The organism is Streptomyces sp. NPDC107538 (genome assembly GCF_055657445.1).
In genome coordinates, this window is sequence record NZ_JBVKAY010000008.1 from 308,434 (window position 1) to 321,703 (window position 13,270).

Consider the following 13,270-nt stretch of genomic DNA (forward strand, 5'->3'; position numbering starts at 1 on the left):
GAGAGTTCGGTCACGATGCCGATTGCTGTGTGTTTTCTGTCATTTTTGCCTGCTGTTGACAGTTGGCTGATTTGGTCGTGATGATGTGCCAGACCTGTGCAAGGTTAAAGTTTTTATGTGAATGAATCCGACAGTGTCGTCGGTGTGCAAGTGGTCACGTTTCGCGCCGGGGGTGCGGACACAGGTGGCCGACGGGGGCTGAGGGGCAGCAGGCGTGACCATCGTTTCGGAGCCCGGCGTCCAACGGACGACGGGTGATTCCAGCCATGACGGAAGTGTCTCCGCCGCTCCGCCACAGCTGACATCCGGCCACACGCCGAACCCCGCGGTCGCCGCCGAGCGCGGTGATGTCTACGTCGAGCCCGGCCTGACCCCGCTGGCGGCCCGCGAGGCCAACCGCAGTGCCCTCACCTCCCTGCTCGACTCGGCCGGTGTCCCGTACTTCGCCGTGCGCGGCACCTCGGACCACGCCACCGTCGTCGCGGTCGCCGAGCAGGACCGTGAGCGGGTGCTCGGCGCGGTCTTCCGGGGGCTCGGCCAGTACCCCGGCCATCTGAGCGTGATCGACCCCGACGCGCCCCGGCCCGCCCGCCCCGTCTCCTCGCGTGACCCGAAGGCCTGGCGAGGTGTCTCCGCGGCCCGGGTCGTCCAGGTCAGCTGGTACCGCACCGACCCCGGCCGGCATCTGCTGCTCGGCCACGAGTACGGCTGCGCCGTCGAGTTCTGGCAGCCGCACGGCGACCACCTCGTCGCCCCCCGCGCCAACCGCGCCACCTGGGCCGTCCTCGCGCGGGGCGTGAACGTGCACGGCGCCGCCCGGCTGTTCAGCCGCTTCGTGTCGGACTGGACGCCGGCGCACCTCGCGCCCCCGCTCGCCACCCGCCCGGAGTTCCTGGTCAACTGCGCGGACGACATCGGCTTCCCCGTCGACGCCGTCTACACCTGGGTCGACGGCGACGACCCCGCGTGGCAGCGGCGCAAGGCGACCGCCAAGGGCGAGGTCTACCACGCCGAGTCGGCGAGCGACGCCCGCTTCATCAGCCGCGACGAACTGCGCTACTCGGTCCGGTCCCTGCATCTGTTCGCGCCCTGGATCCGGAACATCTACATCGTCACCGACGACCAGGTCCCCGCCTGGCTGCGCGAGGACCTGCCCGGACTGCGGATCGCGAGCCACCGCGAGATCTTCCGCGACCCGGCGGACCTGCCGACGTTCAACTCGCACTCGATCGAGAGCCAGCTGCACCACATCGAGGGCCTCGCCGAGCACTTCCTGTACTTCAACGACGACATGTTCATGGGCCGCCCGGTCGCCCCGCACGCCTTCTTCACGCCGTCCGGCACCGCCCGCTACTTCCCCTCCCGCAACCGCATCCCGCAGGGCCCGGTCACCGAGACCGACACCCCGGTCGACGCGGCCTGCAAGAACAACCGGGCGCTCCTGAAGGAACGTTTCGGCAAGGTGATCACCCAGCCCATGGAGCACATCCCGTACGCCCTGCGCCGCTCGGCGATGGAGGAGGCCGAGCGGGACTTCCCGGAGGCGTGGGCGCGTACGTCGGCCAGCCGGTTCCGCGCGATGACGGATCTCTCGCCCACCTCGTCGTTCGCGCTCTACTACGCGGCGCTCACCGGACGGGCCCAGCCGGGCTCGATGCCCTTCACCTATCTCCAGTTGGCCGTCCCCGACCTCGCGGACCGGCTGGGCCGGCTGCTCGACGGCCGGAACCAGGACACCTTCTGTCTCAACGACGCCTTCTCCACCCCCGAGGACATCGAGGCCCAGCAGGAACTCCTCGACGGTTTCCTCAACGCGTACTTCCCCACCCCGAGCCCCTACGAGCGATGAACGGCGCCCCCCGGGGCCCGCTCGGCCGACGAGCGGACCTCCCACCCGATGCATGGCCCCTACAAGCGACGAAGTCCCCACACCTGGAGAAACGGAGTTCATGACGTGTCCGACCAGACGTCGTTGAGCTCCGCCGCCCACGTCTACCAGCGCCTCGTCCCGCAGCCGGTCCGTACCGTCGCCGCCACCACCGTCCCCGGACGCGTCCGGCGCAAGGCCAAGCGGTCGCTCGCACGGGCCCTCGGCCGCCGCGAGGCCCGGCTGCACCAGCGTGCCCTGCGGCGGGTCCGCAAGGCGGAGTTCGGGCACTCCGAGCGCCGTACCACCGCACACGACGGCCGGATCGGGCATGTGCACACCGGACTGACCGTCGACCTCGCCCGCCGCCTCGACCACAACCTGGTCACCCACGCCCTCGACGCCGCCGACGTCCCCTGGTTCGCGGTGCCCGCCCTCGACGACCGGCGGATCTGTCTGGCCGTGGAGCAGCGGGACAAGGGCGCGGTCCGCCGCGCACTGCGCGCGTTGCTGGAGGAGCACACCGGTTACGTGGTGTCCGTGTCGCCCGCGAACAGCGAGACCCAGGACATCCCCGGCAGCCATGTGAAGGCGTGGAAGCACTTCGGGAAGGCCCGGGTGATCCGGCTCACCTGGCTGCGCACCGACCCCACCGAGAACCTGTGGGTCGGCGAGGACCAGGGCGTCGAGATCGAGTTCTGGACCGTCAACACCGACCTCCCCCAGGAGCGGGTCGTCGGCCCGCGCCCCAACCGGGTGCAGCGGGCCGTGCCCAGCGACGCCCTCGGCATCGAGATCGGCCTCGACCGGCTCTCCGGCTACCTCGACATCGACGGGGCCATGGAGCCGACGATCACCCTGGAGAACTTCGACATCGCCCGGCTGGAGGAGATCACCTTCCCCGTCGACGCGGTCCTGCTGCACCAGCACGCCACCCCCTGGGGCGAGGAACTGCTGCGCGCCGCCCTGCGCTCGCTGCACCAGTACGCGCCCTGGACCGACGTCGTCCACGTGGTCGCGCAGGCCCCCGTCCCCGACTGGCTGCGGGCGGACGAACGCCTCAGCATCGTGCCCGCCCGGCCGGGCGCCGAGTGGCGGCTGCACCAACTGCCGGACATCGCCGATCACTTCCTGCTGCTGCGCCCCGGCGCGCTGCTCGGCCGCCCCGTGCGGGCCTTCGACTACTTCACCCCGCACGGCGTGACCCGCCCCCGCCGCGGCCCCTGGACCGCCGAGGAGTCCTTCGCGCCCTGGACCCGCTCCGCGTACGCGGCGACCGGCCGTGTCACCGCGCACGGCTACGCCGACGGCCCGCAGCCCCTCAGCTGCGAGACCCTGTCCCGGCTCGCCGACTCGGGTGCCCAGCTCCTGCCCCTGCCCGACGTCCAGACGGCCCCGGCGGCGACCGGCACCCACCCCATGGACGGGCTGATCCACCACTTCGGCGCCGTCGCCGGTCTCGCCGACCCCTCCGGCGAGGCGACCGTCACCCTGCACGCCGCCCTGCCCGGCCTCACCCGGCACCTGGAGCGGCTGCTCGTCCGCCGGGACAGCCAGCAGATCCAGCTCGTCGGCCTGGGGGCGCCCGAGGCCCTGACGCAGGGCGGCACCGACGCCGCCCTCCGCTTCCTGCGCCGCTATCACCCCGTGCCCAGCGTCTTCGAGCACGAGGCCTCCGAGGAGTCGGACAACCCGTCGTGAGCATCGCCAATCCCGAGGCGTCCGCCCTGGTCGGGGCGTACCGCGCCCTCGTCCCGACCGGACTGCGCCGCCGTATCGCGCGCCGCGTCCCGCCGCGTCTGCGCACGGCGCTCAAGCAACTGCTGCGCCACCTCCAGTCGGTCACCCTGGGCTCCCGGCTGCTCCGCGCGTACCGCGCCCGCCGCCGCTGGCCGCAGCTGTTCCGCGCGGAGGAACGGCTCGCCGCGCTGGCCGGGCCCGGGGCGCAGATCGCCCTCGTGCGCCCCACGGTGTCGCCGCTCGGGCTGCGCGAGGCCAACCTCGAACTGGTGGTGACCCTGCTGGAGGAGGCGGGCGTCGACTACTTCGCGATCCGCGGCAACTCCGACTTCCGCTCCTGCCTCGCGGTCGCCGAGACCGACCGGGACCGGGTGCGCGCGGTCCTGGACCGCTGCTCCGCGAGCGGACCCGTGTACGTCACGGCCTGCCGGGGCGAGGCCGCCACCGGCCGGACCGCCCTGTGCGGCTCCAGGACGGGCCGCCGGATCGCGGGGGAGGCCCGGGTGCTGCGCGTCGGCATGCTGTGGAGCGACCCGGCCGGAGCCCTGGTCCTCGGCCAGGAGCACGGCTGCGACATCGAGTTCTGGCGGCCCGAGGACGGCCGTCTGGTCGCCCCGCGCCCCAACCGCGTCACCGAGGACGTCTCGCCCGCCGAGCCCCGGGTCACCGTCCCCGTCAGCCGGCTCACCGGGTTCGCCGCCCTGCACACCCGCCGCACCCGCGCCGTCCGTACCATCGCGCCCTGCGCCGACGCCCTCCCCGAGGACGTCCGCTTCCCCGTGGACGTCGTCTACACCTGGGTCGACGGCAACGACCCGGCCTGGCAGCGCCGCCGCGCCCACTTCGGGCACACCGGCTACCACACCGAGTCCGCGAACGCCGCCCGCTACATCAGCCGCGACGAACTGCGCTACTCGCTGCGCGCCCTGGAGCAGAACGCCCCCTGGGTCCGCCGCGTCTACGTCGTCACCGACCGGCAGCGCCCGGCCTGGCTCCTCGACCGCCACCCCCGCCTCACGGTCGTCGACCACTCCGAGATCTTCGCCGACCCGACCGCGCTGCCCACCTTCAACTCCCACGCCATCGAGAGCCGGCTGCACCACATCCCCGGCCTCGCCGAGCACTTCCTCTACTTCAACGACGACATGTTCCTGGGCCGCCCGGTCACCCCGCAGGACTTCTTTCTCTCCAACGGCATGACCCGGACGTTCCTCTCGCCCTCCCAGGTCCCCCGGTGGGAGCGCACCCAGGGCGACCGCCCCGTCGACGCCGCCGGCAAGAACAACCGCCGGCTGCTGCTCGACAACTTCGGCTCGGCCATCGTGCAGAAGATCCGGCACGCCCCGTACGCCCTGCGCCGCAGTGTCCTGCACGAGATCGAGCAGGAGTTCGCGGACGCCCACCTGGCGACCTCGCACAGCCGGTTCCGCAGTCCGGACGACATCTCCATCCCGTCGTCGCTGTACCACTACTACGCGTACTTCACCGGCCGGGCCGTGCCCTCCGACATCAGCTTCGCCTACCTCGACCTGGCCCGCCCCGAGATCCAGCGGCGCCTCGGCATCCTGCTGGCCCGCCGCGACCGGCAGGCGTTCTGCATCAACGACACCCTCTCCGACGGCCATGACACCGACCGCCAGACGGCGATGCTCCGCCGGTTCCTCGACTCCTACTACCCGGTGCCGAGTCCCTTCGAGCGGAAGGAGCGTGAGGTCCGGTGAAGATCTCCTTCCTGATCAACAACATCTACGGCATCGGCGGCACCAACCGCACGGTCATCAACCTCGCCGAGGCCCTCGCCGTCCACCACGAGGTCGAGATCGTCTCGGTGTTCCGGCGCTCGACCGCCACGAAGTTCGAGATCTCGCCGAGGATCACCGTCCGCGCCCTGGTCGACCTGCGGCCCGGGTCGGGCGACCGGGGCGCCGCCGGCAGCGACGAACCCAGTGAAGTGGTGCCGCGCCAGGAGGAGTTCTTCGCGCAGTACAGCCGCTTCACCGACCAGCGCATCATCCGCGAGCTGAAGAAGACGGACGCGGACGTCGTGGTCGGCACCCGTCCGAGCCTCAACCTGTTCGTCGCCGCCCACACCCGCGACGGCGCCCTGCGCGTGGCCCAGGAACACATGACCCACCTGGCCATCCCGCCCGCCGTCCGCGCCGAGATGGCCCGCGTCTACCCCCGGCTCGACGGCATCACGACCGTCACCGAGGCGGACGCCCGCTCCTTCATGGAGCACACCCCGATCCCCGGCCTCACCGTGGTCGGCATCCCCAACAGCGTGCCGCAGCCCGCCGTACCGCCCTCCGACTGCACCCACAAGGTCGTCGTCAGCGCCGGCCGCATGCACCACATCAAGCGGTACGACCTCCTCATCCGCGCCTTCGGCATGCTCGCCGAGGAGTTCCCCGACTGGCAGCTGCGCATCTACGGCGACGGCGGCGAGGCCGGCAAACTCCGCGCCCTGGTCACCGAACTCGGCCTGGCGGGACGGGCGTTGCTCATGGGCGGCTTCTCGCCCATCGAGTCGGAGTGGGCCAAGGGCTCCATCGCCGCCGTGACATCGAGCGCGGAGTCCTTCGGCATGACCCTGGTCGAGGCGATGCGCTGCGGTCTGCCCGTGGTGTCCACCGACTGCCCCGTGGGCCCCCGCGAGATCCTGGCCGACGGAGAGGACGGCCTCCTCGTGGCCAACGGCGACGTCGACGCCATCGCCTGGGGTCTGCGGCGCCTGATGGCCGACGAGCACCTGCGCCGCGACATGGGCGCCGCCGCCCTGCGCAACGCCACCCGCTACGACCCCGCCGCCGTCGCCGCCCGCTATGTCGAGCTGTTCGAGGACGCGGCCCGCCGCCGCGCCGCAAGGGCGAAGGGGTACCGGGCACCCGCAGGGCCCCGGAAGAAGGCCGAGGCCCTGGCCGTGGTCCCGCCCGTCTCCCTCGGCGCGGCCGTCGTGGACGTGACGGCGGACGACGCGGGCTGGCTGCGCCTTGCCACCGACGGCCCCGCCGAGGGCCGCCACCGCTGGCAGTACGTGCTCCGCCACAAGCCCTCCGACGGCGACCGGCTGCCCGACCTGCCGCTGCGCACCGTACGCAAGTCGCTCGACGACGGCGGCACCCGCTACACCGCCGCCATCACCCCCTCCGCCCTCGACCACCTCGGCGACGGACGCTGGCAGGTGACCATGCGCGCCCCGAAGACGGGCGCCGTCCACATGAAGGCCGGGCTCCGCGACACGCGCGCCCTCATCGACGCCCGCGACCGCCTGGTGGCGAGGCCGCCGACCGGCCCGGTCGGCTGGAACCTCCCCTACGCGCAGCCCAACGGCCGCCTCATGCTGCGCAGTGTGCTCCGCCAGGACCACGCCGAATGCGTCGGTGTGGAGGTGACCGACACCGGGATCGCCGTGGAGGGCGTCCTGTGCGGCAAGCGCCTGCTGAAGCCCGGCGCGCTCTTCGTCGTCAGCCGCCGGGGCCGGCACTCCACGAACTTCACGGTGCCCGTGCACCTGTTGGGCAGTCGGCGGTTCCGCGCGGAGGCACCTGTGCGGCAGGTCGTGGACCACCGCCTGGAGCGCTGGGAGGACTGGGACTGGTGGCTCCAGCCCGACCCGGCCGACCGGAGCAAGCTCCGCGTCTGCCACCTCCTGGAGGACTTCCCCGACGTCAAGGGCGCGTACGCCTACCCGCCGGTGCCCCTGGTCGGCGACGAGCCCTCCGCGTACGCCGTGATCCATCCCGCGCGCCCGGTGTGGGTGCGGCCGTACTGCTCGGCCTCGGGAGCCATGGCCATGAACGTCGTCGATCGCTAGAGACCGCCAGGACGGATGAGAGATGAACCGCGAGACATGAACCGGACGATATTCGTGCTCGGGGACTCCGTCCCCGCCCCTCGCACCGACGAGGAGGCGCCCATGGCGGGCTGGGGCCAGAAGATCGAGGAGCTGCTGCTCGGCCCGGTCGAGGTCGCCAACTACGCCCGCTCCGCCATGACCAGCCGCAAGTACTTCACCGAACGCTTCCCGGCGATGCTCAACCGCATGAAGCGCGGCGACATCGTCCTCATCGGCTTCGGCTGCGTGGACCACATGATCCACAACGGGACGCGGTACGTCCCGGTCCCCGAGTACAAGGAACTGCTACGTCTCTTCGTCACCTATGTGCACCAGGAGGGCGGCGTGCCCGTCCTCGTCACCCCCATGGCCCGGTACGCCTTCTCCGCGACCGGCGAGGTCCTCAACACCCTCGGCGCGTACCCCCACGCCATGGCCGAGGTCGCCGGTGAACTCGGCGCCCCGCTGGTCGACCTGACCAGCCGCACCACGGAACTGTGGGCCGAGATCGGCCCGATGCGGCTGCGCCAGTACTTCTGCTGGGTCGACGCCGGCGACCACCCCGGCCACCCCGACGGCAGCATCGACTCCACCCATCTCAACCACACCGGCGCCTTCGAGGTCGCCCGGATCGTCGTCGCCGGCCTGTGCAACCTGGGCGTCCTCGACAAGTCCGAGGTGAACGTCCAGGCGCTCATGGAACCGCCGGCCATGCCCCCGGTCTCCGGCGAGTTCACCATCCAGGCCCCGGAGTCCGCACTGCACTACGCCCAGCGGAGCGGCGAGGCACCGGTCATCGGCAAGCCCGCCCTGGGCGGACTCTCCGGCCCCATGGTCAAGTTCACCGGCGCCGCCGCCCCCGGCACCGACTACCTGCTCTTCTTCGAGAACGGCCAGTACCTCGGCGGTACGGGCGTCGGCGCCACCGGCCAGTGGATGTGGCGCCGCTCGGTCAACTGGTCCGGCGGCGAGCACCTCATCCAGTGCGTCGGCCTGCGCGGCGACGGCTGCACCCCGGTCCTGGAGCATCGCTTCACCGTGCGCACCGAGGTCCCGGCCCCGCTGATCACGGCACCCGCCGAGGGCGCCTTCGCCGGGCCCCGGCCGCGCTTCGCCGGCAAGGTGGAGCAGGGCGTCACCAAGGTGGTCCTCCTGGAACGCGGCGTCCTCATCGGCGCGACCGGGGTCAACGAGAACGGGGAGTGGTCCTTCACCCACGCCCACCCCTGGCGCTCCGGCACCCACACCGTCGAGGTCGTCGCCCTCTTCGGCGCCTCCGAATCCCCGGCCGCCGCACGGACGTTCAAGGTCGTCGGCATCCCCGAGAACAGCCCCGTCCGGCTGTCCGGGGCCTCCCGGCACGACTGCGCCGACGCCGTCTGCGAGCACCGGCCGTTCACAGGTGACTGGTAAGGGCGGCGGCCGGGCGCTCCTGGGTGCGGTGGCCTGCGGGCTCGCCGTGCTCCTGGGGGTGCTCGTGGCACCGCGCGACGAGGGCCGGGGCGGTACGGCACCTACGAGGCCCCTGCAACTACGGGTCGTCCACTACAACCTGTGCGGCGCGGCGGCCGTCTGCCCGTGGAACTCCGGCGGCTCGGGCCCGGGAACCTCGATCCCGCGCCTGGTGGAGCGGGCGATCGTTCTCCGGGCGGACATCGTCACCGTCAACGAGATCTGCCTCGCCCAGTACGCCGAACTCAAGCGCCAACTGGCCGCAAAGGGCTGGACGATGGACGGCACCTACGCCTCCTCCCAGGACAACGTGCCCGCCTGCGGTGACACCGGCGCCTTCGGCTCGGCCGTCCTCAGCCGGGAGGACGTCCCCGACGACCGGCGGGACCACCACCCCTTCACCGACACGGGAGACGAGACCTACACGGGCGGCGGCCGTACGGTCGAGGTCCGGCGGGGACTCCTGTGCGCCCACACGTCGTTCGCGGGGCGCCCCCTCGTCGCGTGCACGGCCCACACGAACGCCAAGGCCCCCGGGCAGCTGCGGGAGATCCGGGACCGGATAGCCCAACTCCCGCAGGACACCCCCGTGATCCTCGCCGGTGACCTCAACCTACCGCCGGACGCGCCCGCCCTCGCGTACCTCACCGGCCGCTTCGCGGAGGCGGACGAGGCCGACCGCGAGCCCACCGCCGGTGGCCGCAAGATCGACTACGTCTTCGCCGACCGCCGCCACTTCACGGTGGTGGACGGCGACGCCGAGAGGTACGCCGAGTCCGACCACGCCCTGCTGACCGGGAGGTTCACGCTCAGGGACGCCGTCCCATGAGAAGAGGGCCCCCGCCCGGAGGCGGAGGCCCTCACCCATGTCCGTACGACATGTCCGTACGACGGTTACGCGGGGACCGAAGCCACCCCGGCCGCCAGGAACTTCTTGCCGTTGACGCGCTCGCTGACGCCCTCACGGTCCAGGTACGGCGTGATGCCGCCCAGGTGGAAGGGCCAGCCCGCGCCGGTGATCAGGCAGAGGTCGATGTCCTGCGCCTCGGCGACGACACCCTCGTCGAGCATGAGCCCGATTTCCTGGGCGACGGCGTCGAGGACGCGGGCCCGGACCTGCTCCTCGTCCAGGACGGAGTCGCCCTGCTTGAGGAGCGCGGCGACCTCGGGGTCCAGCTCCGGCTTGCCGGAGTCGTAGACGTAGAAGCCGCGCTTGCCGGCCTTGACGACGGCGGCGAGGTTCGGGGAGACCGTGAAGCGGTCCGGGAAGGCCCGGTTGAGGGTCTCGGAGACGTGCAGACCGATGGCCGGGCCGACCAGCTCCAGGAGCACCAGCGGCGACATCGGCAGACCCAGCGGCTCGACCGCCTTCTCCGCCACGGGCACCGGGGTGCCCTCGTCGATGACGTTCTGGATCTCGCCCATGAAGCGGGTGAGGATGCGGTTCACGACGAACGCCGGGGCGTCCTTCACAAGAACGGCGGTCTTCTTCAGCTTCTTGGCGACGGCGAAGGCCGTGGCGAGGGAGGCGTCGTCGGTGGCCTCGCCCCGGACGATCTCCAGCAGCGGCAGGATCGCGACCGGGTTGAAGAAGTGGAAGCCGACGACCCGCTCGGGGTTCTTCAGCTTCGACGCCATCTCGGTCACCGACAGCGAGGAGGTGTTGGTGGCGAAGATCGCGTGCGCCGGGGCGACCGCCTCGACCTCCGCGAACACCTGCTGCTTGACGCCGATCTCCTCGAAGACGGCCTCGATGATGAAATCGGCGTCCGCGAAGCCCTCGGCCTTGTCCAGGACACCGGTGACCAGAGCCTTGAGACGGTTGGCCTTGTCCTGGTTGATCCGGCCCTTGAGCAGCAGCTTGTCGATCTCGGCGTGGACATAGCCCACACCCTTGTCGACGCGCTCCTGGTCGATGTCGGTCAGTACGACCGGCACCTCCAGGCGGCGCAGGAAGAGCAGCGCGAGCTGGGAGGCCATCAGACCGGCGCCGACGACACCGACCTTGGTGACCGGGCGGGCCAGGTTCTTGTCCGGGGCACCGGCGGGACGCTTGCCGCGCTTCTGCACCAGGTTGAAGGCGTAGATACCGGCGCGCAGCTCGCCACCCATGATCAGGTCGGCGAGGGCCACGTCCTCGGCGTCGAAGCCCGCCTGGAGGTCGCCGTCCTTGGCGGCCTCGATGATGTCCAGCGCGCGGTACGCGGCCGGGGCCGCCCCGTGCACCTTGGAGTCCGCGATGAACCGGCCCTTGGCGACGGCCTGGTCCCAGCCCTCACCGCGGTCGATCACGGGACGCTCGACCGTGACCTCGCCCTTGAGGACGTTCGCCGTCCAGATCAGCGACTGCTCCAGGAAGTCGGCGCCCTCGAAGATCGCGTCCGCGATCCCGAGGTCGAAGACCTGCTGGCCCTTGAGCTGCTTGTTCTGGTTGAGGCTGTTCTCGATGATCACCGAGACGGCCTTGTCGGCGCCGATCAGGTTCGGCAGCAGCGCGCAGCCGCCCCAGCCGGGGACCAGGCCGAGGAAGACCTCGGGGAGGGAGAAGGCCGGGATGGCCTTCGAGACGGTCCGGTAGGCGCAGTGCAGACCGACCTCGACGCCACCGCCCATCGCGGCACCGTTGTAGTACGCGAAGGTCGGGACGGCGAGCGCGGAGAGCCGCTTGAAGACCTCGTGGCCGCCCTTGCCGATGGCGAGCGCGTCGTCGTGGTTCTTCAGCAGCTCGACGCCCTTGAGGTCGGCGCCGACGGCGAAGATGAACGGCTTGCCGGTGACACCGGCACCGACGATCTCGCCGGCCGCGGCCTCCTTCTCGACCTGGTCGATGGCGGTGTTCAGGTTCGCCAGCGACGCCGGGCCGAAGGTGGTCGGCTTGGTGTGGTCAAGGCCGTTGTCCAGCGTGATGAGCGCGAAGCGCCCGGCGCCGAACGGCAGGTCGAGGTGGCGTACGTGCGCGGACGTCACGACCTCGTCGGGGAACAGCTCGGCCGCGCCCTTGAGGAGTTCGGTGGTGCTCACTTGTCGCCTCCGGCGTCCTTGTGGTGCGGGTTCTCCCAGATGACCGTGGCGCCCATGCCGAAGCCGACGCACATGGTGGTGAGGCCGTAGCGGACCTCCGGCTGCTCCTCGAACTGACGGGCGAGCTGCGTCATCAGACGCACACCCGAGGAGGCCAGCGGGTGACCGAAGGCGATGGCGCCGCCGTACTGGTTGACGCGCGCGTCGTCGTCGGCGATGCCGTAGTGCTCCAGGAAGGCCAGCACCTGCACGGCGAAGGCCTCGTTGATCTCGAACAGACCGATGTCGTCGATGGAGAGGCCCGCCTGCGCGAGCGCCTTCTCCGTCGCCGGGATCGGGCCGTAGCCCATGACCTCCGGCTCGACACCCGCGAAGGAGTACGAGACGAGGCGCATCTTCACCGGGAGGTTGTTCTCGCGGGCGAAGTCCTCGGACGCGATGAGCGAGGCGGTGGCGCCGTCGTTCAGACCGGCCGCGTTACCGGCGGTGACCCGCCCGTGCACCCGGAACGGGGTCTTCAGCCCGGTCAGGTTCTCGATGGTCGTACCCGGCCGCATCGGCTCGTCGGCGGTGACCAGGCCCCAGCCGGTCTCACCGGCCTCCGCGTTGGTCCGCCGTACCGAGATCGGCACCAGGTCGGCCTGGATCTTGCCGTTGGCGTACGCCTTGGCGGCCTTCTCCTGCGAGCGCACGGCGTACTCGTCGGCGCGCTGCTTGGTGATCGTCGGATACCGGTCGTGCAGGTTCTCGGCGGTCATGCCCATGAACAGGGCGGACTCGTCGACCAGCTTCTCGCTGACGAACCGCGGGTTCGGGTCCACGCCCTCACCCATCGGGTGGCGGCCCATGTGCTCGACACCGCCGGCGATGGCGACGTCGTACGCGCCGAAGGCGACGGAACCGGCGACGGAGGTGACGGCGGTCAGCGCGCCGGCGCACATCCGGTCGATGGAGTACCCGGGCACCGACTGCGGCAGCCCGGCGAGGATGCCCGCCGTACGGCCGATGGTGAGGCCCTGGTCACCGATCTGCGTGGTCGCGGCGATGGCGACCTCGTCGATCTTCGCGGGCTCCAGCCCGGGGTTGCGGCGCAGCAGCTCCCGGATCGCCTTCACGACGAGGTCGTCGGCACGGGTCTCGTGGTAGATGCCCTTCGGGCCCGCCTTGCCGAACGGGGTGCGGACGCCGTCGACGAAGACGACTTCCTTGACGGTACGAGGCACGATGGCTCTCCTCCAGAGGTGCGGGACGGCACTGCTGCGATACGCAACCGCTGAGCGGGCGCTCAGCCCCATGCTACTTACGAGTAACTGTGCTGCACACCCCTGAGCGGGGGAGCGGCGAACGTCACACGG

General features: G+C 71.3%; 8 protein-coding genes. 6 read left to right on the top strand and 2 right to left on the bottom strand.

Annotated elements, in window-relative coordinates; all coding sequences use genetic code 11:
- Positions 1-214: 214 nt before the first annotated feature.
- From ACZ7MG_RS28330 to ACZ7MG_RS28355, 6 genes are all read left to right on the top strand, one after another.
- A complete protein-coding gene (locus tag ACZ7MG_RS28330; RefSeq protein ID WP_471384481.1) occupies positions 215-1,849 on the top strand; it encodes a stealth family protein in 1,635 nt (544 codons plus the stop codon).
- Positions 1,850-1,954: 105 nt separating this feature from the next.
- A complete protein-coding gene (locus ACZ7MG_RS28335) occupies positions 1,955-3,568 on the top strand; it encodes a sugar phosphotransferase (RefSeq protein ID WP_471384479.1) in 1,614 nt (537 codons plus the stop codon).
- On the top strand, positions 3,565-5,328 hold the full coding sequence (locus ACZ7MG_RS28340; protein ID WP_471384477.1) for a stealth family protein: 1,764 nt from the start codon (positions 3,565-3,567) through the stop codon (positions 5,326-5,328). Before ACZ7MG_RS28335 ends, ACZ7MG_RS28340 begins: the two co-directional genes overlap by 4 nt.
- Positions 5,325-7,421, top strand: coding sequence for a glycosyltransferase family 4 protein (locus ACZ7MG_RS28345; protein ID WP_471384475.1), 2,097 nt, complete (start codon positions 5,325-5,327; stop codon positions 7,419-7,421). Before ACZ7MG_RS28340 ends, ACZ7MG_RS28345 begins: the two co-directional genes overlap by 4 nt.
- 36 nt (positions 7,422-7,457) lie before the next feature.
- A complete protein-coding gene (locus ACZ7MG_RS28350) occupies positions 7,458-8,855 on the top strand; it encodes a GDSL-type esterase/lipase family protein (protein WP_471384473.1) in 1,398 nt (465 codons plus the stop codon).
- On the top strand, positions 8,845-9,723 hold the full coding sequence (locus ACZ7MG_RS28355) for an endonuclease/exonuclease/phosphatase family protein (RefSeq protein ID WP_471384470.1): 879 nt from the start codon (positions 8,845-8,847) through the stop codon (positions 9,721-9,723). The genes ACZ7MG_RS28350 and ACZ7MG_RS28355 overlap by 11 nt, the downstream gene beginning before the upstream one ends.
- 65 nt (positions 9,724-9,788) lie before the next feature.
- Here ACZ7MG_RS28355 and ACZ7MG_RS28360 read toward each other — a convergent pair whose 3' ends face one another.
- Together ACZ7MG_RS28360 and ACZ7MG_RS28365 are read right to left on the bottom strand one after the other, a co-directional pair.
- A complete protein-coding gene (locus tag ACZ7MG_RS28360) occupies positions 9,789-11,915 on the bottom strand; it encodes a 3-hydroxyacyl-CoA dehydrogenase NAD-binding domain-containing protein (protein WP_471384468.1) in 2,127 nt (708 codons plus the stop codon).
- Positions 11,912-13,138: a thiolase family protein gene (locus ACZ7MG_RS28365; RefSeq protein WP_045559888.1), complete on the bottom strand. Its 1,227-nt coding sequence runs from the start codon at positions 13,136-13,138 to the stop codon at positions 11,912-11,914. Before ACZ7MG_RS28365 ends, ACZ7MG_RS28360 begins: the two co-directional genes overlap by 4 nt.
- Positions 13,139-13,270: the final 132 nt, after the last annotated feature.

Bases quoted from the DNA above. Each gene is read 5' to 3' on its own strand.
- ACZ7MG_RS28350 (WP_471384473.1), top strand. From the start codon at position 7,458: ATGAACCGGACGATATTCGTGCTCGGGGACTCCGTCCCCGCCCCTCGC.